Source organism: Bradyrhizobium diazoefficiens, from assembly GCF_016612535.1.
GTDB lineage: Bacteria > Pseudomonadota > Alphaproteobacteria > Rhizobiales > Xanthobacteraceae > Bradyrhizobium > Bradyrhizobium diazoefficiens_C.
The window spans coordinates 2,301,322-2,319,547 of the sequence record NZ_JAENXS010000001.1; the positions used below are offsets into that span (position 1 = coordinate 2,301,322).

The window sequence follows — 18,226 nt, forward strand, 5'->3', positions numbered from 1 at the left end:
GACGACCGCTGCGGCGGCGCGCCGCGCGATATCGAGAGCATCGCCATGAAGATCAAATTCTCCCGCCGCAATTTTCTCACCACCAGCGCCGGTGCACTCGGCGCGATTGCAATGCCGCATCTCTCGCGCGCAGCCGACCGGCCTGCGGTCACCCATGGCGTGCAATCCGGCGACGTCACTGTCGATGGCGGCGTGGTCTGGGCGCGCGCCGACCGGCCTTCACAGATGCTGGTCGAGGTGGCGACGACGGAATCCTTCAAGGACGCCCGCGCGCTGCCGCCGATCGCAGCGCTGCCCGAGAGCGACTTCACCGCCAAAATGCTGATCGAGAATCTTCCAGCGAGCCAGGACATCTTTTACCGCGTCCGCTTCCGCGATCTGTCCCACACCGCGATCGAAGGCGAGCCGGTGGTCGGCCGCTTCCGCACCGCGCCCGCCGACCGTCGCGACGTCAGCTTCGTCTGGGGCGGCGATGTCGCCGGCCAGGGCTGGGGCATCAACCGCGATGACGGCGGCATGTTCACCTTCTCCACCATGCGCAAGCACCGGCCGGATTTCCTGCTGCATTCGGGCGACACCATCTATGCCGACGGCGTGATCCCCGCCGAGGTGAAGCTTGCCGACGGCAAGACCTGGAAGAACGTCACGATTCCCGAGAAGGCCAAGGTCGCCGAGACGCTGGACGAGTACCGCGCCGCGCACAAATACAATTTCACCGACGACAACGTCCGCGCCTTCAACGCCGAAGTGCCGATCTTCGTGCAGTGGGACGATCACGAGGTCACCAACAACTGGTCGCTGTCGAAGGATCTGCCGGCGACCTACAAGGTGCGTGACATCTCGCTGCTCGCGGCCCGCGCGGGTCGCGCCTTCCACGAGATGTATCCGATGCGCGAAAGTATCATCGAGCCGGGCCGGGTCTATCGCCAGATCTCCTACGGTCCGCATCTCGACGTGTTCGTGCTCGACGAGCGCAGCTATCGCGGCCCGAACGGCGCCAACCTCGATACGGATTACGGCCCTGCCAGTTACTTCCTCGGGCCGGAGCAGATGGCCTGGCTCAAGCGCGGCCTGCTCAATTCGCGCGCGACCTGGAAGGTCATCGCCTCCGACATGCCGCTCAGCCTGATCGTCTATGACGATGGCGCCAACAAGAAGGGCTCGGAAGCCTTCGCGCAAGGCGACGGCCCGGCGCGCGGCCGCGAGCTCGAGATCGCCGACATCCTGCGCTTCATCAAGATGGCGCCGATCAGAAATACGGTGTGGCTGACGGCGGACGTGCACTACGCCGCCGCGCATTATTACGATCCGAACAAGGCGCAATTCCAGGATTTCGAACCGTTCTGGGAATTCGTCTCCGGACCGCTGCACGCCGGCACGTTCGGCCCGAACGAGCTCGACAACACGTTCGGCCCCGACGTCCGCTTCATCAAGGCACCCGGCCTCGACAAGCAGAACTTGCCGCCGTCCGCCGGCATGCAGTTCTTCGGTCACGTCAAGATCGACGGCGCCTCCGGCCAGATGACGGTGACGTTGCGCGACCGCGCCGACGTCGCACTGTGGTCGACCACGCTCGATCCGAAACTCGCCTGAGCTAAAGCGCCGTCAGGCGCCACGCGCCTGCAACGCTGCCTCCAGCGCGTCGCTGGAGCATGGCTTTTGTAGCCGCGGCCGTGCGGCAAATTGCGGGGGAATGCTGGTCTCCGCGCCGTAGCCGGTGACGAAGACGAAGGGAATGTCCAGCGCCGCCAGCCGCTCGGCAATCGCAAAGCTCTTCTCACGGATCAGCTCGACGTCGAGCAGCGCGAAGTCGGGTGCGCGTGCCGCGATTACGTTCAGCGCCTGTGCCACCGAACCCACGGTGCGCACGCTCGTCACGCCAAATCCGAGCAGACGATCCTCGAAATCGATGGCGATGATCGGATCGTCCTCGACGATCAGGACGTCGGCAGGGACGTCGGCCGAACCATTCGGGGAGGCAGGTATCATGATCCTGGCTGTTGAGGGCTGCATGTATTTTTCCGATCCGGACAGCCCATACGACGCCTGCGCCCAGCGCATCAGAGGGTTCCCGGAACGAAACTCACCACAGAACAGTTTTGACGTCTGTCCACATGTGCACACAGTCAGTGGACGGAACTCGCTAATGTGGCGCGGAGGATGGGGAGTTCACGATGGACGCGCGCACCGGCACGGCAACCGAGATCAACAGCCGACCCGCCAACAATCTGTTGCGGCGCCTGAACCAGGCGGACTACGCGCTGCTCGCACCTCATGTCGCGGTCGATGACGCTGCCGCGAACGATCTGCTCTACAGCCCCGGCGACAACGTTCAGGTCGTGCACTTTCCCTGTGGACCGGCGCTGGCGACGTTTCTGGTCCCCAACGAGGACGGCCGCGATGTCGAAACCATTCTGGTCGGCCGCGAAGGCGCGGTAGGCGGCATCGTCAGCGAGGGATTTCTGCCGGCCTACACCCGCATCTGCGTGAAATTCGGCGGACCGTTTGCGCGCATCAATGTCGCCAAGCTGGAAGCGGCCAAGCTGCGCGCGCCGTCGCTGCGCAACATCTTTGCCCGCTATGCCGATTGCCTGCTGGCGCAGATCTTCCAGTCCACGGCCTGCAACGCCATCCACTCGATCGAGCAGCGCACGGCAAAATGGATCCTGGCAGCGATGGAGCGCACCGGGGACGAGAGCAGCGTGCCGCTGACGCATGAACAGCTCGCCACGTTGCTCGGCGTCGGCCGCAGCTATGCGAGCCGCGTGCTGCAGTCGTTCAAGGCCGAAGGCGTGCTCGACACGCGCCGCGGCTCGATCCTGGTCCGCAACCATGACGGCCTGCGCATGCGCGCCTGCCTCTGCAACGACGCCGTGAAGCTGCACTTCGAGGAGGTGCTGCGCGGGGTCTATCCGACCGAGGAGGTCGATCTCAGGTCGGCGCGGGGCTGATCGGAACGTCGAGGGTACGGGATTGCGCCGATTTGGCCGGAAACCGGCCCTAACCCCCGGGAATTCCCGGACAAAATTCAATCAACCAACCCCGAAAGAACGCATTGTTTTTTGGCGGTTTCTGCATATATTGCGCTGCAAACGCACAGGGTGCCCGGTCGATCTAGCCGGGCGGCCCTTTTGGGCGTAATAGGCCCCGTTTTCCACGTTTCAGCGTTGTCCGTGAAGAGGTCCCGGCTTGACCGGCGAGATCGCGCTTAACCCATTGTTCGACCGCAAAGAAGCTCACTCATGAACCTTCGCAACATCGCCATCATCGCCCACGTCGACCACGGCAAGACGACTCTCGTCGACCGCCTCCTCCAGCAATCCGGCACCTATCGCGAGAACCAGAAGGTGACCGAGCGCGCCATGGACTCCAACGATCTGGAGCGCGAGCGCGGCATCACCATTCTGGCCAAAGCGGCCTCGGTGCAGTGGAAAGATACCCGCATCAACATCGTCGATACCCCCGGCCACGCCGATTTCGGCGGTGAGGTCGAGCGCATCCTGAACATGGTGGACGGTGCGCTGGTGCTGGTGGATGCGGCCGAAGGCCCGCTGCCGCAGACCAAGTTCGTGGTCTCCAAGGCGCTCAAGGTCGGCCTGAAGCCGATCGTCGTCATCAACAAGGTCGATCGTCCCGACGCGCGGGCGACCGAAGTCATCAACGAGGTGTTCGACCTGTTCGCTGCGCTCGACGCCAGCGAGGAGCAGCTCGACTTCCCAATCCTGTACGGATCGGCCAAGCAGGGCTGGATGGCTGATAGCCCGGATGGATCGCACGAGGCCGGCATGCAGCCGCTGTTCGACCTGATCGTGCGCCATGTCGCGCCGCCGACCGTCGAGGAAGGCCCGTTCCGCATGATCGGCACCATTCTCGAAGCCAACCCCTATCTCGGCCGCATCATCACCGGCCGCATCACCTCAGGCTCGATCAAGCCGAACCAGGCCGTGAAGGTGCTGGGCGCCGATGGCAAGACGATCGAGCAGGGCCGCATCACCAAGATCCTCGCCTTCCGCGGCATCGAGCGCACCCCGCTCGACGAAGCCGACGCGGGCGACATCGTCGCGATCGCCGGCCTGACCAAGGGCACCGTCGCCGACACCTTCTGCGATCCCAGCGTCGAGACCCCGCTGGTGGCGCAGCCGATCGACCCGCCGACCGTGTCGATGTCCTTCATCGTCAACAACTCGCCGCTCGCCGGCACCGAAGGCGACAAGGTGACGAGCCGCATGATCCGCGACCGCCTGCTGCGCGAGTCCGAGGGCAACGTCGCGCTGCGGGTCGTCGAGGCGTCGGACAAGGACGCGATGGAAGTCTCCGGCCGCGGCGAATTGCAGCTCGCGATCCTGATCGAGACCATGCGCCGCGAAGGCTTCGAGCTCTCGGTGTCGCGTCCGCGCGTCGTGCTGCAGAAGGACGAGGCCACCGGCGCCACCCTGGAGCCGATCGAGGAAGTCGTGATCGACGTCGACGAGGAGCATTCCGGCGTCGTCGTGCAGAAGATGAGCGAGCGCAAGTCCGAGCTGATCGAGATGAAGCCGTCTGGCGGCAACCGCCTCCGGCTGGTGTTCTACGCGCCGACCCGCGGCCTGATCGGCTATCAGGGCGAACTGCTCACCGACACCCGTGGCACCGCGATCATGAACCGTCTGTTCCACGGCTACGCGCCCTACAAGGGCGAGATCCAGGGCCGCCGCAACGGCGTCCTGATCTCCAACGACCAGGGCGACGCGGTCGCCTACGCCATGTTCAAGCTGGAAGACCGCGGTCCGATGATGATCGAGCCGGGCTGGAAGGTCTACAAGGGCATGATCGTCGGCGAGCACACCCGCGACAACGATCTCGAGATCAACGTGCTCAAGGGCAAGCAGCTCACCAACATCCGCACGACGTCGAAGGACGAAGCGGTGCGCCTGACCCCGCCGATCCGGATGACGCTCGAAAAGGCGCTCGCCTATATCGAGGACGACGAGCTGGTCGAGATCACGCCGAAGTCGATCCGCCTGCGCAAGCGGCACCTCGACCCGAACGAGCGCAAGCGCGCGGAAAAGACCAAGGAAGTGGTGGCGTAAAGGCCACCGGTCTCGCTGTCATGTCCCGCGAAGGCGGGGCATCCAGTACGCCGCGGCTTCTCAGTAGATCACTACCGTCTCTGGAATACTGGATCACCCGCTTTCGCGGGTGATGACACCTGTGCGCGTGATGGCTTCAGCACGCTCCACGAACGTGCTAGAGCCCGCAGATGGCTCCCCTCCCTTCCTCCGCCGACATCGCGATCATCGGCGCTGGTGCCGCTGGCCTCGGCGCGGCGCACGCGCTGCGTGGCTCCGACCTCTCCATGATCGTGCTGGAAGCGCGCGACCGGGTCGGCGGCCGCGCCTGGACGGTGCAGGCCTCTCCTCACGTCACCTTCGACGTGGGCTGCGGCTGGCTGCACTCCGCCGACAAGAACTCCTTTGTCGCAATCGCGCGGCAGCTCGATTTCGAGCTCAACAAGGATCTGCCGCCCTGGCGCGAGCGCGTCTTCGGCAACGCGTTTCCGCAAATCGAGCGCGACGATTTCACGCGCGCGATGGACGCGTTCTACGAGCGGCTCTGGAAGGCCGCGCAGAAGGGCAAGGATGAGCCCGCAAGCCGGAGCCTCGAGCCCGGCAATCGCTGGAATCCGATGATCGACGCGATCTCGACCTACATCAACGGCTGCGAACTCAAGGACATGTCGACGCTCGACTGGGACGCCTATGAGGACAGCGAGCTCAACTGGCGCGTCCGCCGCGGCTACGGCGCGCTGGTCGCGGTCTATGGCGCGCCCTGCCCGGTGGCACTGAACTGCAACGTCACGCTGATCGATCATTCCGGCAAGCGTGTCCGCCTCGAGACGTCACAGGGCACGCTAACTGCGGACAAGGTGATCGTCACCGTGCCGACCAATCTGATCGCCGACGACGCAATCCGCTTCTCGCCAAGGCTCCCCGCCAAGGTCGATGCGGCGGCCGGGCTGCCGCTCGGCGTCGACGACAAGGTGACGCTGGCGCTGGAGGATACCGAAGCCTTCCCGAAGGAGGGCAATCTGCGCGGCGCCACCATGCGCACCGAGATGGGCACCTACCACATCCGCCCGTTCGGCCAGCCCTGCATCGAAGGCTTCTTTGGCGGCAGCTTTGCCCGCGCGCTGGAAGATGCCGGCGAGGGCGCGTTCGCCGCGCAGAGCATCGACGAGATCGCCGGCTTTCTCGGCAACGATATCAGGCGCAAGCTGAAGCCGCTGTACGAGTCCCGCTGGGCACACGATCCATTTGCCCGGGGCTCCTATTCGCACGCGCTGCCCGGCCACGCGGGCGATCGTGCCGTGCTGGCCGCGCCGGTGGATGGGCGATTGTTCTTCGCAGGGGAAGCGACCTCGCCGAATTTCTTCACGACGGCGCATGGGGCGAGAGACAGTGGAGAGCGGGCGGCGAAGGAAGTGCTCGCGGTTCTAAGCAAGTCGTAGCGAACGCCATCGCTGTCGCATCATCCTCCGGCGTCATCCCGGCGAAGGCCGGGACCCATACCGCGTGATCTATCGGTGAAGTGAAGTATCAGTACCAGGCGGCGATTCCTAAACTGCCAGTCTTCGCAAAACCTCGCCCTGTGGCTATGGGTCCCGGCCTTCGCCGGGACGACACCGATTTTGAGGCGATGCTATCGCGTCACTCGATTACCCGTGCGCGCAAATCGGCATCGGGTATGAAGCACGCATCGTACTTGCCGAAGATGCGATAGCGGTTGTGCGCGATCAGGCTGTAGACCGCATTGCGCAGTGGCTTTGGCATAGCGAACAACGCGCGGGTCCAGGCCCAGCCCGGCAAATGCGACAGCACTGTCAGCGCCGCGTCGGATTTCATGAATACCTCACCATCGTGAACCACTGCATTGGTGTCGGGATCATCCGGATCAATGCCGAAGGTGCGCGCGAGTCTCGCACCGTAATCCGATTGGATCGGCGTGAAGCGAAACCGCTTCGCCGTGTCGCGTTTTGCGACAAAGCGGATCCAGCGCGAGCAAAAGATGCAGACACCGTCAAACAGGATTACGTCGTCATCGGGCCATTTGGGCATCAGCGATTGTCCAACATCAAGAGCGCAACCAGCATCAGCACGATCGCCGGCCCGGTCTTCACCAGCGCGCCGAGCGGCTCGATCCAGAGGTCGGGCGTCAGGATCGCAGCACCGAACATGTAGCCGAGCGAGACGACGATGCCTGCAACGAGTCCGACCGCTGCCGTGCGGCGGAAGGCGATCAGCCCGCCGATGCTCATGTCCATCAAGCTGGTGCCGATAGTGATGGGAGCGACCAGCGCCGGCGGAAAGCCGTGCGCGGACAAGATGCCGGCGGCGGCGCGGTAGGACACGAACAGCGCGATGAACCCGGAGACGAGCCAGAACGCGACCAGGCTCGCGACAATCAGCGCCTTGACCATGAACAGCCGCGCGAACCATTTGTCCTGGGTGGTGGCGGGGTGGCGTCCGATCGCATCCGTCAGCGTTTTCGGCGCAATGCCGGTTGCAGCGATCCACGCTGAGGGATCGCCGCTCACGCCGCGGCGCAGCTCGGCGATAGCGGTGGAGCGCATCGGCGGCATCCAGCCGAGATGATTAACGAGATCGCCGATTCTTGCACCGAGATCGAGCATGAAGGACGGCATCGCGATCCGCGGCCAGCCGGCCGTACCGAACGCGTGCCGGAACTGCTTGATGACGCCGGCCATCGTGATCGGCTCGGATCGCATCAGGTCCCAGCTCACTGCGTTCACGGACGCATCCTTGATGTCGCGCGCGGCGAGCCAGGCGATGGTCGCCGAAACATCTTCGACCGCAACGGGCTGGAACGGCGTTGCCATCTCCGCCATCGGCAGCTCGATCGGAAAGGCGGCGAGCGCGCGCAGCATGGCGCTGCCGCCATAAGCCGATGGCGCCACCACGAAGCCGGGCCGCAGGATCGCGTGGGGAATGCCAGAGGCCCCAATCAGCCGCTCCGCCTCGCGCTTGGTCGTGGCGAACGCGGTCCGATCCGTCTCGGCGGTTCCGGGGATCGAGATGTGCACCAGCCGGATCGCACGGCCGCTGCCGGCGATGGCTTGAAGCAGACGGCTGACGAAATCACGATGCACCGCGTTGGTGTCGCTGCCGGGGCCGTCCTGGAGCACGCCGAGGCAGTTCACGGCAACACCCACCGCATGCTCGCTCAGCAAGCGTGTCAGCGCGGCGGCATCGAGCCACAGGATCGGCAGCTCGATATCGAGCGCGCTCATCTTCTGCGCCGGCGACAGGCGGCGCGCAGCGCCGACAACACGAAAACCCCGCGCGCGCAGATCGTCGGTGACGAAACGGCCAATCAGGCCGGAGGCGCCGAGCACCAAAATGGTTCGCTGGTTCATCGGCTCCCTCAGAACGGCTTAGCGATCATCAGCCAGAGGATCAGCATCGTGGCGCCGAAGCCGGGGAAGCCGAACGCGAACCAGCGGCGGAACAGGACGAAGTAGCGCTCCGGCAGCGCGACGTGCTGCTGGGCGGCCTTGCGCGCGAGGTCGCGCATCTCGATCTGCATGAAGACGACGGGGATCCAGAACGCGCCGGCGACGGCATAGAGCGCGAGCGAGGCGAGGATCCAGCGCGCGGTGATCGCCGTGGCCGAGAGCATCATCAGCAGGCCGCCCGTGACCGGCTGCAGGATCACGGCCGACAGCGTGAAGATCGCATCTGCAATCACGACCACCGAGGCGGTGCGCGCGATGAACTCGGCATTATCACTGCGATGTGCCATCAGCATGAAGAAGGCGATGCCGGTTCCGGTGCCGAGGATGACGATGGCGCCGAGCACGTGCAGATATTTGACTAGGAAATACACCGTCATGGCTTCTTCGCCGTCACAGGCTTCAGCGCACGATCGAGCTCGCTGCTTGCAGCTTTGACGCCAGCCTCGGTCTCGATCATCCAATGGCCCTCGCTGCCGATGGCGGGCAACGCGCGAAAATCAACTCTATCGCCGCCGCCACGAAACGCGTCTGCCAATGCCTTCGAGAACGCGGGCGCGAAATAGCTGTCATTGCTCGCAACAAGCCATGTGACGGGAATGCGCGCGGCCTTGCCGAACTCCTTCGCTGCCGCGACGAGCGTATGTGGAGCACAGATCTTGTTCGACTCATCATTGGCGTGGCCGCCGCGCCCGGGCGCAAACGCGATGATCGCGGAGATCTCTTTCGGATCGGCATTGGCAAGCGCGAGCGCACCCCAGCCACCCGCAGAGTGGCCGAGCACGATTGCGGCATCCTTGCGAACAAAATCCTGCTTGCGCAGATAATCCAGTGCGAGCGAAATTTCCTCCGCGGTCGCGCGGCCCGCGCGCGCGTAGTCCGCTTCGTCACAGCCGCCCTGATCCTCGACATAGCGACCGCCCGTCGCACCATGGCCGAGCCGCTCCGGCACCAGCACGGCAAAACCGCGCGCGACGAGAAATGCGGTGAGGGCGCGATAGTCCGGCTGTGGCATTTGTGCACGACGCAACACGTTCTCCGTCGAAGCATGTGCAATCACCGCAAGCCGGAACGGTCCGGCACTGAGCGGGCGGAACAGCAGCGCGCGCGCGGCGATGCCGGTATCCGGCGACGGCACGCGCCATTCCTGGCGGCGGAACGGCTCGCTTTCTGCGCCCGATGACCCAAACGTGACCTGAGCGCACAGAGGCGACGCCGTCAGCAGGGACAGCAAAGGAAGAAGAACAAGGGTGTCGAGGAGCCGCATGAATTGCCGAGGGCGAGCGCGAATGGCGCCGCAAGACTAGTCGGAACGAATCATTCTCGGCGGACTTTCTGCGTTGCCATCGCGGTTCATTCGTTGCCGCACCGGAGTTTTGCACCGGCGCACGGCAGACCACTGCCGTTCAAAATGGCGCCTTGTCTTTTTTCGGTACAACATGGTTAAAATACTGATGCAGAAAGTCCACAGGTTAACCGATAATTAACGATAGGTCTTGCCGCCAGCGCGGCGACTTGGTTTGATCGCGTCCATGAGCACAACCCTGATCGAGGTCCGGCCGGCCAAAGCTGCAGATGCAACTGCGGTGGCGTCCACCCATGACGAAGCCTGGCGTTCAGCCTATCAGGGCATCATTCCCGGCGCCGAGCTGGAGAAGCTGATCAACCGCCGCGGTCCGCAGTGGTGGGACAGCGCGATCCGCAAGGGCAGCCGCGTCAGCGTGCTGGTGTTCGGCGACAAGATCGCAGGCTACGCCAATTACGGCCGCAACCGCGCCCGCAGCCTGCATTTCGACGGCGAGATCTACGAGCTGTACCTGCGCCCCGAGTTTCAAGGCCTCGGCTTCGGCCGCCGCCTGTTCACCGCCGCCCGCCGCGACCTCATGCAGAGCAATCTGAAGAGCATGGTGGTGTGGGCGCTCTCGGACAACGATCCGGCGACCGAGTTCTATCGGGCGCTGGGCGGCCGCATGGTGGCGCGCTCGTCGGAGCGGTTCGGGCCGAAGGCGCTCGATAAAGTTGCCTTCGCCTGGACCAACTAAGACTGGACCAACTGAGCTGCTGAAACCTTGATCGGCAGCGTTTCCCATCCGTCGATACCGTCGCCTTTCGAGCCGGTGATCGCTGGATTCATTATTTCGCACAAACACGATGGATCAGCGGGCCAAGCCCGCGTATGACAGCGCCAAAATCGCTGCCGGGCGAAATTTAACGTCGGCCATAACGGAGCCTTTTAATGCGTATCGATGCGATCTCGATCGGAAAAAACGTACCCCACGACGTCAACGTCGTCATCGAAGTCCCCGTGGGCGGCGAGCCGATCAAATACGAGATGGACAAGGAAGCCGGCACATTGGTGGTCGACCGCTTCCTCTACACGCCGATGCGTTACCCCGGTAACTACGGCTTCATCCCGCATACGCTGTCGGATGACGGCGACCCCTGCGACGTGCTGATCATCAATACGCGCGCCATCATTCCCGGTGCCGTCATGAGCGTGCGCCCGGTCGGCGTGCTGTTCATGGAGGACGAAGCCGGCGGTGACGAGAAGATCCTGGCGGTGCCCTCGTCAAAGCTGACGCAGCGTTACGACAAGGTGACGTCGTATGCCGACCTGCCGGATATCACGCTGCAGCAGATCCAGCACTTCTTCGAGCACTACAAGGATCTCGAGCCGGGCAAGTGGGTGAAGATCCTGCGCTGGGGTGGCCCGGAAGACGCGCAGAAGCTGATCCTCGAAGGCATCGAGCGCGAGAAAAAGAAGAGGGTGTAGGTTTTCGCATCCCGGCTCAGCAGCGCATCGTTTCACGCTGCCTTGCGTCCAGGGCACGAAAGCGTGAGCTACACCGCCGGCTTCGGCAGACCCGCAATCGCGCAAGCCGCCCGCAGCGTGTTCACGAGCAGGCAGGCGACCGTCATCTGGCCGACGCCGCCGGGCACCGGCGTGATCGCGCCGGCAACCCCGAGCGCTTCCTGATAGGCGACATCGCCGACGAGCCTCGTCTTGCCGTCGTCCTTCGGAATGCGGTTGATGCCGACATCGATCACGGTCGCACCCGGCTTCAGCCAGTCGCCGCGCACCATCTCGGATCGGCCGACCGCGGCATAGACGAGGTCGGCCTGCCTCACGAGCCGGGGCAGGTCGCGCGAGCGCGAATGCGCGATCGTCACCGTGGCGTTCTCGTTCAACAGCAATTGCACCAGCGGACGGCCGACCAGATTGGAGCGGCCGATGACGATGGCGTTCATGCCTTCGAGGGAAGGGTGCACGCTCTTGGTCAGGATGATGCAGCCGAGCGGCGTGCAGGGCGACAGCGCCTCGAAGCCGCCGGCAAGCCGGCCGGCATTGTTCGGATGCAGACCGTCGACATCCTTGGCGGGATCGAGGGCATTGATCACGGCTTCGGTGTCCAGGCCCTTGGGCAGGGGCAATTGCACCAGAATGCCGTGCACGGCGGGATCGCGGTTGAGCTTTGTGACGACCGCCAGCAGGTCCGCTCGCGAGACATCCGCGGGCAGTCTGTGCTCGAACGAGGTCATGCCGGCGGCTTGCGTCTGCGTATGCTTGGAGCGGACATAGACTTCGCTGGCGGGATCAGCGCCGACCAGGACAACCGCGAGGCCCGGCACCAGATTGTGCTCGCGCTTGACACGGGCGACCTCATTGGCAACGCGGGCGCGAAGTTCCGCGGCAATGACTTTTCCGTCGATGATCTTGGCCGTCATGTCGGTTCCCTTAGTCTTTCAATTTGGCTGAAGCGATCTCACGCAACGCTTGCGTTAGCCGTGCCGGATCCCCCTCGACGGCGACCTGCTTCAGCCGCGACGTCGCCCCCGAGAGGAGACTGACGCTGGCCTGGGGCACACGAAGCGATTTCGCCAGCAGCACTAACACTGCCCGATTGGCCTCGCCGGCATCGGCGATGGCACGCACGCGCACCTTCAACACGCTGCGGCCGTCCGAGAGTTGCTCGATCCCGTCGATGCCGTCACGTCCGCCACGCGGCGTCACCCGCAATGCGATGCTGACACCCGTGGTGGATGTGCGCCAAGGTTCGGTCAAGGGACCATCAAGGCTCCGTCACGGTTCCGCAGGGCCTACGGCACGTTCGGATAGACGTACTCGGCGAGATAGAGCTGGATCAACCAGAGCACGAAGAAGGCGACGATCGGAGACAGATCGAGCCCGCCCATGGCGGGCAGCCTCCGCCGGATCGGGCCGAGGACCGGTTCGGTAATCCGATAGAGAAATTCCCAGACCGCGCCGACGAACTGGTTGCGGGTGTTCACGACATTGAACGCGATCAACCAGGACAGAATTGCCGATGCGATCAGCAGGTAGATGTAGAGATTGATGATCTGGATCAGAATGAAGACTATCGGGCGCATCAGCGAAACACTCTCTGGGCCTGTGGCATTGGGGCAGTGTTTGGGGCGGTCATGGCTAGATATCGGTTCCCCCCGACCCAAACAAGGGAAGTCGGCGTCCGGATGGCTAAAACCGGGTTACACCCGTCCTTGACTTGACCTTGGCGGGGACTTAAATGGCGCCCGGTTGTCGGCCGCGTTTACCAGAGCGGCAGCAAAAGGGGCCATAGCTCAGCTGGGAGAGCGCGTCGTTCGCAATGACGAGGTCGGCGGTTCGATCCCGCCTGGCTCCACCACGCTTCGCCCTTCAGGCTACGCGTGGCGCAGCCACGAGAAGCCTGAAGGGTGAAGCGTGGTGTCCGGCGAAGCCCGCAGGGCGAAGACGGACCGTCTCCGGAAGATCCCCCCTACTTCCCCGTAAACCTTGGCGGCCGCTTCTCCATGAAGCTCGCGACCCCCTCCCGGAAGTCGTTGCCATTCAGCGCTACCATCATCTCCCGGTTGGCCTCGATCGTCGCCTCGCCAAGCGTCTGGAACGGCACCTCGTAGAGCTGCCGCTTGATCACGGCCATGGCGCTCGGCGAGACGAAATCGGCGAGGTCGCGCGCATAGGCGTAAGTCTCCTCGCGCAGCTTCTCGGGCGGGCAAAGCCGGTTGACCAGCCCGATCCGCAACGCCTCGTCGCTTCCCACGCGTCGCGCCGAAAGCAGCAGGTCCATCGCATGGGCGTGGCCGACGATGCGCGGCAGCATCCAGCTGATGCCGTGCTCGGCGATCAGCCCGCGCCGCGCGAAGGCCGTCGTGAACACCGTATTGTCCGCAGCAAAGCGCAGGTCGCAATAGAGCGCGTGCACAAGGCCGATGCCGGCGGTCGCGCCGTTGAGCATCGCAATGACGGGCTTGCCAATCGACGGATAGAAGCCGTAGCGGGTCTGCCAGTCCGGCCGGCGGTTCATGTCGAAGGGCGGCAGGTTCGAGGCGCGCCTGACGTCATTGGGATCGAGGCCTTTCAGCGCATCCATGTCCGCGCCGGCGCAGAAGGCGCGGCCCGCGCCGGTGAGCACGATGACGCGGACATTGTCGTCGGCGCTCGATGCTTCCATCGCGTGGCGCACGTCGCGCTCCATGGTCGGCGTCCACGCGTTCATGCGATCGGGGCGATTGAGCGTGATGGTCGCGATCTTGTCACTCACCTCGTAGAGAATGTGTTCATAGGCCATCGCGCTCTCCCTTTGCTTGCCGGCACGCGTTCGCGCGCGCTCGTTGGCAAGGAGCCTAGCATATCCAGGGATGAGGCAAGGACTTGCGCCAAGGACTTTGCGCCAAGGAACTTGCGTAAAGGCGCGATTACTCGGCGGCTTGTGCCAGCAGCGGCCGGCGCGCCAGCCAGCCATCGATGAAATGATCGAGCCAGGCGCGTTCCGCGGCATCGTAGATGGCGCGATCCGCGAAATGGTGATGCCGCTCGCGCGCGCCGGGCGCGCTGAGCCCGTCATAACCGCGCGTGGTCCAGCAATGCATCATCGCGTAGGTCACGTCAGGATGGAACTGCACGCCGAACGCGTTGCCGGCGCGGAAAGCCTGGATCGGAAAATCATCGCCTTCGGCGAGCAGCTCAGCACCGACCGGCAGCTCAAAGCCTTCGCGATGCCAGTGATACACCTGCGCCGGCCAATCCGGGCTGAGCGCGTGGCCTGCCGCCGTCGGGCGGATCGGATAATAGCCGATCTGAGTCAGCGCCTGCGCATGCGGCGCGACCCGTGCGCCGAGCTGCATCGCCAACATCTGCGCGCCTAAGCAGATGCCGAGGAACGGCCGCTGTTCGCGGAGGGGAATTTCGATCCAATCGATCTCGCGGCGGATGTAGTCGTCGGGATCGTTGGCGCTCATCGGGCCGCCGAAGACCACGGCGCCGGCATGCCGGTCGAGCGTATCGGGCAGCGAGTCGCCGAAACGTGGCCTGCGGATGTCGAGGCGATGGCCGAGCGCGCGGAGCGCATTGCCGACGCGGCCGGGCGTCGAGGATTCCTGGTGCAAGACGATCAGAACCGGCAGGCGAGGTTCGGAGGCGGCCGCGCTTGGCGTCCTTCCGGGGAAGGGCACCACTTCTGCGCCACCAAACCTGTCCGTCCGAAACGACATGGCCTCTGCGAGTGCTATCGGTTCAAGTCGCCAGCATAGCTAAGCGATGGTTAACATCGTGTGAGTTCGCGCACACACGCGCCTGTTAGCAGAGCAAGCTCCGGGCCATTACGGTCGCTGAGGGCCTTGCTTAGCGCCTCTGCCGCTGGAACCGGCTGGTGGCGAACAGGATGAAACCGCGCGGAAAGAATCGCAGCGCGAATGGCACAATCTTGATGCCAAGACCCGGCAGCACTGCCCGTTTGTTCGCCATCAGGCCACCATAGCCCTGCCGTGCGACATCGGCGGCCGAGACGTTGAGAAAGGCCGTATCATGCCCTGAGCCAACACCGGCGCGCGCCTGGAATTCGGTCGGCACCGGACCGGGGCACAGCACGGTGACGCGAACGCCGCGCGGCGCGAGCTCCGCCCGCAACGCCTCGGTAAGCGAAATCACATAGGCCTTGGACGCGTAATAGACGGCCATGCCGGGACCCGGCAGGAAGCCCGCAACGGAGCCGACGTTGAGAAGGCCGCCCTTGTTCCTGATGAGCTGATCGGCGAAGCGCAGCGACAGATCGGTCAGCGCCCGGACGTTGACGTCGACGATGCCGACCTGTTCGTCGCGGTCACGCTCGATGGCATCGCCGAACACGCCGAAGCCGGCATTGTTGACGAGATGATCGAGCTCGACATCTTCGGCAGCGAGCGCGGCGGCGATCTTTTCGCCAGCATCAGCTTCCTGGAGATCGCAGGCGATCACGATCGGCTTCTTGCCGCACGTGGCGGTGAGCTCGTTCGCAAGCGCCTCGAGTCGGTCGACACGTCGCGCCGTCAGCGCAAGCCGGTGTCCGTTCGCGGCAAACACACGCGCCAGCTCCGTGCCGATGCCCGCCGAGGCACCAGTGATCAACGTCACCCGCTCAGTCACGATCCCAGTCTCTGGATCCAAGTCACTTGAATTGAAGTCTCTCGAATTGAAGTTTTTGGCCGTCAATGCCGGAACGAGAGCATAGGCCGCGCGCGACAAGCAAGCGGCGCTGGCAGCATGGCTGCCTGACGGGGCGACAGGGAGGGCAGGAAAACCGCGGATTTACAGCGGAATCCGGAACCGGGAGGTCGGGGGGCTACATTAAAGTTTTGTTATGTGATCGGTACAACCGGAAATCATGCCGCGCTGGCGATAGCTCAGCCACCGACGGCGCTGTCCTTGACCTGACCGCCGGCACGGTCCGCAACCGCGTGCTTGAGGTCGATCCGGTCGCGCTGGGAAATTCCGAGCAGGTCGGAGGCACGCCAGACCACGTTGTCCTCGAACTCGGTCACCTGGCCGTCGGCATAGACCAGCTCCCACATCATCTGCACAATGCGCTTGCGACCTTCTTCGTCGAGCGAGCGCATGATGACGCTGGTGAAATGATAGAGATCGACCGCCTCGCCTTCGACATGGGTGGCATCTGCGATCAGCCGGTCTGCGGTTCCCCGATCGAGCCCGAAATGGTTTTCGATGAGGCTATGCAGCTTGCCCTGTTCGGCCTGCGTCGGCTGGCCATCCAGCGAGATCACGTGGACAAGCAGCGCGGTCGCCGCCAGCCGATAGTCGCTGTCGCCGAAGGCGCGATCCCCGGCATGAGGTGCCACAATCTCGGCGATGAATTGGCGCAGGCCGTCCAGCATGAAGTCCTACCGAAATCGATGAAGCCGCGGGGCGCGGCCGTTACCAGCATTATATGAGCGGTAAACCCAACCGGCGCAACGTGCGTCAGTTCCGCGCGCTGATTACGTTTCGGCAATCTGGCGTCAGATGAGACTACGGTATCTCGTACACCACCATCTTGTCGGCGATGCCACGTAGCGCCGCCTGCTTCTGGATCGGCCTGATCTCGTGCTGCTTGAGGACTTCGGCGACCGCGGGCGCATCGAGCACCGGGCCTGTGATGTGGATCTCCTGCGCGGTCGAGAGGCTCTGCACGCGGGCGGCGATGTTGACGGTCTGGCCGAAATAATCCTGGCGCTCGTTCAGCATCACCGCGAGACACGGGCCTTCATGGATGCCGATCTTGACGATGAGATCGGCGGTGCCGCGCTGCTTGTTGAGCTCGTCCATCGCCGCACGCATCCGTAGGCCCGCGACGATCGCGTGCTCGGGACGCACGAAAGTCGCCATCACGGCATCGCCGATCGTCTTCACCACGGCGCCCTTCTCCGACGAGATGATTTCGAGCAGCGCATGGAAATGCGCGCGCACGAGATCGAACGCCGCGAGATCGCCGACGCGCTCATAGAGCGCGGTCGAGCCCTTGAGATCGGTGAACAGGAAGGTCAGCGACGTGATCTGGAGCCGCTGGTCGAGACTGAGATTGTCCGCCTTGAAGACATCGCGAAACGTCTGGTTCGACAGCATCCGCTTGGCGGTGAGGAACGGCTTGCGCTTGCCGATGAGATGATGAAGCGCCTCGGCCGCGATGAACACCGACGGCAGTACGCGCACGCCGGCCTGGTTCTCCAGCGACAGCCGCAGCGGACCGGGCCGCATCGTGGTGGTCCCGGTCGGGGCCTGCACTCTATTGTACATGATAGCGAGCTGCTGGCGGTCCTTGGTCGGCTCGCCCTGCACGTCGATGAAGTGGGCGGCGTGCGTCACCGGCTCGAAGATGATGATGAAGTCGTTCGGCAGTTGCAGCGACATGGTCGCCTTCTCGCCGGCCGGCAGCTCCATCGTATCCAGCGTGACCTCGTTGGCGAGGGTCGCAAACGATTCCTTGTTGAAGTCGACGCCCGAACTCCAGAACACCTGCCTGAAATAGTCCCACACCGAAAGTGTGTCGGGGTCGTGTGCGGCGATGCGCCGGACGCGCGGATTCACCGTGAAGGAGACCTCGACCTGATCGTCGACGGACGCCTTGTACCCGCAGGCACAGAGCGCGCAGTGATAGTCATCCGGCTTGAGCGCCTTCAGGGTCGAATGCGCGCCAAGCACGCCGCCGCATCCCGGGCACAGCACGTTCCAGCCGAGATCGAACAGGCCGAGACGCGCCGAATGCAGGAAGGCCGAGATCGCCCGCTCCTCGTCGAGGCCATGCTGCCTGGAGAAGTCGAGGACGTTGACGCGGTTGAGCTCGTGATCCTCGCCGTCCTCGATCAGGCGTGCAATCGCGTCGACCGCCTTGGCATCGGCGGTCTGCTTCAGAACGGAAAACTGGGCCTGGATGTCGCTCATGGCGCAAC

The 18,226-nt window shown here is 64.1% G+C and carries 19 protein-coding genes and 1 tRNA gene; 7 read left to right on the plus strand and 13 right to left on the minus strand.

From position 1 onward, the window contains the following. The first annotated feature begins 45 nt into the window (after window positions 1–45). Window positions 46–1,593 (plus strand): alkaline phosphatase, encoded by a 1,548-nt coding sequence (locus JJE66_RS10845; RefSeq protein WP_200515324.1) that lies wholly within the window; start codon window positions 46–48, stop codon window positions 1,591–1,593. 12 nt (window positions 1,594–1,605) lie between these two features. On the opposite strand, the gene JJE66_RS10850 is transcribed toward JJE66_RS10845, so the two are convergent. After that, entirely contained in the window at window positions 1,606–2,013 is a 408-nt protein-coding gene (locus JJE66_RS10850) for a response regulator (RefSeq protein WP_246756151.1), read from the minus strand. Between the two features lie 161 nt (window positions 2,014–2,174). On the opposite strand from JJE66_RS10850, the gene JJE66_RS10855 reads away from it, so the two are divergent. From JJE66_RS10855 to JJE66_RS10865, 3 genes are all read left to right on the plus strand, one after another. Further along, the gene (locus JJE66_RS10855) at window positions 2,175–2,951 is read left to right on the plus strand and encodes a Crp/Fnr family transcriptional regulator (protein WP_200514265.1); all 777 of its coding nucleotides are present in this window, start codon (window positions 2,175–2,177) and stop codon (window positions 2,949–2,951) included. Between the two features lie 291 nt (window positions 2,952–3,242). Then, entirely contained in the window at window positions 3,243–5,069 is a 1,827-nt protein-coding gene (typA, locus tag JJE66_RS10860) for a translational GTPase TypA (protein ID WP_200514266.1), read from the plus strand. A gap of 170 nt (window positions 5,070–5,239) precedes the next feature. Beyond that, window positions 5,240–6,487, plus strand: a complete 1,248-nt coding sequence (locus JJE66_RS10865) for an NAD(P)/FAD-dependent oxidoreductase (RefSeq protein ID WP_200514267.1) — start codon at window positions 5,240–5,242, stop codon at window positions 6,485–6,487. 199 nt (window positions 6,488–6,686) lie between these two features. On the opposite strand, the gene JJE66_RS10870 is transcribed toward JJE66_RS10865, so the two are convergent. The 4 genes from JJE66_RS10870 to JJE66_RS10885 are packed head-to-tail and all read right to left on the minus strand — an operon-like array spanning window position 6,687 to window position 9,776. Further along, the gene (locus JJE66_RS10870; protein ID WP_200514268.1) at window positions 6,687–7,094 is read right to left on the minus strand and encodes a thiol-disulfide oxidoreductase DCC family protein; all 408 of its coding nucleotides are present in this window, start codon (window positions 7,092–7,094) and stop codon (window positions 6,687–6,689) included. Further along, window positions 7,094–8,413, minus strand: coding sequence for an SDR family oxidoreductase (locus tag JJE66_RS10875; protein ID WP_200514269.1), 1,320 nt, complete (start codon window positions 8,411–8,413; stop codon window positions 7,094–7,096). The genes JJE66_RS10870 and JJE66_RS10875 overlap by 1 nt, the downstream gene beginning before the upstream one ends. Before the next feature lie 8 nt (window positions 8,414–8,421). Beyond that, window positions 8,422–8,889, minus strand: coding sequence for a DUF2269 domain-containing protein (locus JJE66_RS10880; RefSeq protein WP_200514270.1), 468 nt, complete (start codon window positions 8,887–8,889; stop codon window positions 8,422–8,424). Continuing rightward, on the minus strand, window positions 8,886–9,776 hold the full coding sequence (locus tag JJE66_RS10885; protein ID WP_200514271.1) for a S9 family peptidase: 891 nt from the start codon (window positions 9,774–9,776) through the stop codon (window positions 8,886–8,888). Before JJE66_RS10885 ends, JJE66_RS10880 begins: the two co-directional genes overlap by 4 nt. 265 nt (window positions 9,777–10,041) lie before the next feature. On the opposite strand from JJE66_RS10885, the gene JJE66_RS10890 reads away from it, so the two are divergent. Then, window positions 10,042–10,551 carry a GNAT family N-acetyltransferase gene (locus tag JJE66_RS10890; RefSeq protein ID WP_128963308.1) on the plus strand — a complete coding sequence of 170 codons (510 nt, stop codon included), beginning with the start codon at window positions 10,042–10,044 and terminating at the stop codon, window positions 10,549–10,551. A gap of 194 nt (window positions 10,552–10,745) precedes the next feature. Then, window positions 10,746–11,282 carry an inorganic diphosphatase gene (gene ppa, locus JJE66_RS10895; RefSeq protein WP_200514272.1) on the plus strand — a complete coding sequence of 179 codons (537 nt, stop codon included), beginning with the start codon at window positions 10,746–10,748 and terminating at the stop codon, window positions 11,280–11,282. Window positions 11,283–11,350: 68 nt separating this feature from the next. Here ppa and folD read toward each other — a convergent pair whose 3' ends face one another. Genes folD through JJE66_RS10910 form a run of 3 tightly spaced genes read right to left on the minus strand, consistent with a single transcriptional unit; the run spans window position 11,351 to window position 12,898 of the window. Then, entirely contained in the window at window positions 11,351–12,235 is an 885-nt protein-coding gene (gene folD / locus JJE66_RS10900; RefSeq protein ID WP_200514273.1) for a bifunctional methylenetetrahydrofolate dehydrogenase/methenyltetrahydrofolate cyclohydrolase FolD, read from the minus strand. A 10-nt stretch (window positions 12,236–12,245) separates the two neighbouring features. Then, complete coding sequence (locus JJE66_RS10905) at window positions 12,246–12,572, minus strand: DUF167 domain-containing protein (RefSeq protein WP_200514274.1); 327 nt, start codon at window positions 12,570–12,572, stop codon at window positions 12,246–12,248. Window positions 12,573–12,607: 35 nt separating this feature from the next. Beyond that, window positions 12,608–12,898, minus strand: a complete 291-nt coding sequence (locus JJE66_RS10910; protein WP_148752825.1) for a YggT family protein — start codon at window positions 12,896–12,898, stop codon at window positions 12,608–12,610. 199 nt (window positions 12,899–13,097) lie between these two features. On the opposite strand from JJE66_RS10910, the gene JJE66_RS10915 reads away from it, so the two are divergent. Further along, window positions 13,098–13,173: transfer RNA gene (locus JJE66_RS10915), tRNA-Ala, on the plus strand. Between the two features lie 111 nt (window positions 13,174–13,284). Here JJE66_RS10915 and JJE66_RS10920 read toward each other — a convergent pair. The 5 genes from JJE66_RS10920 to JJE66_RS10940 all read right to left on the minus strand — a co-directional run bounded on the left by JJE66_RS10920 (window position 13,285) and on the right by JJE66_RS10940 (window position 18,218). Further along, complete coding sequence (locus JJE66_RS10920) at window positions 13,285–14,097, minus strand: enoyl-CoA hydratase (protein ID WP_200514275.1); 813 nt, start codon at window positions 14,095–14,097, stop codon at window positions 13,285–13,287. 127 nt (window positions 14,098–14,224) lie between these two features. Next, window positions 14,225–15,019, minus strand: a complete 795-nt coding sequence (locus tag JJE66_RS10925; protein WP_200514276.1) for a glutamine amidotransferase — start codon at window positions 15,017–15,019, stop codon at window positions 14,225–14,227. A gap of 130 nt (window positions 15,020–15,149) precedes the next feature. Then, window positions 15,150–15,929 carry an SDR family oxidoreductase gene (locus JJE66_RS10930; RefSeq protein ID WP_200514277.1) on the minus strand — a complete coding sequence of 260 codons (780 nt, stop codon included), beginning with the start codon at window positions 15,927–15,929 and terminating at the stop codon, window positions 15,150–15,152. A 257-nt stretch (window positions 15,930–16,186) separates the two neighbouring features. Beyond that, window positions 16,187–16,675 (minus strand): TerB family tellurite resistance protein, encoded by a 489-nt coding sequence (locus JJE66_RS10935; protein ID WP_200514278.1) that lies wholly within the window; start codon window positions 16,673–16,675, stop codon window positions 16,187–16,189. Window positions 16,676–16,808: 133 nt separating this feature from the next. Beyond that, a complete protein-coding gene (locus JJE66_RS10940; RefSeq protein WP_200514279.1) occupies window positions 16,809–18,218 on the minus strand; it encodes an adenylate/guanylate cyclase domain-containing protein in 1,410 nt (469 codons plus the stop codon). Window positions 18,219–18,226: the final 8 nt, after the last annotated feature.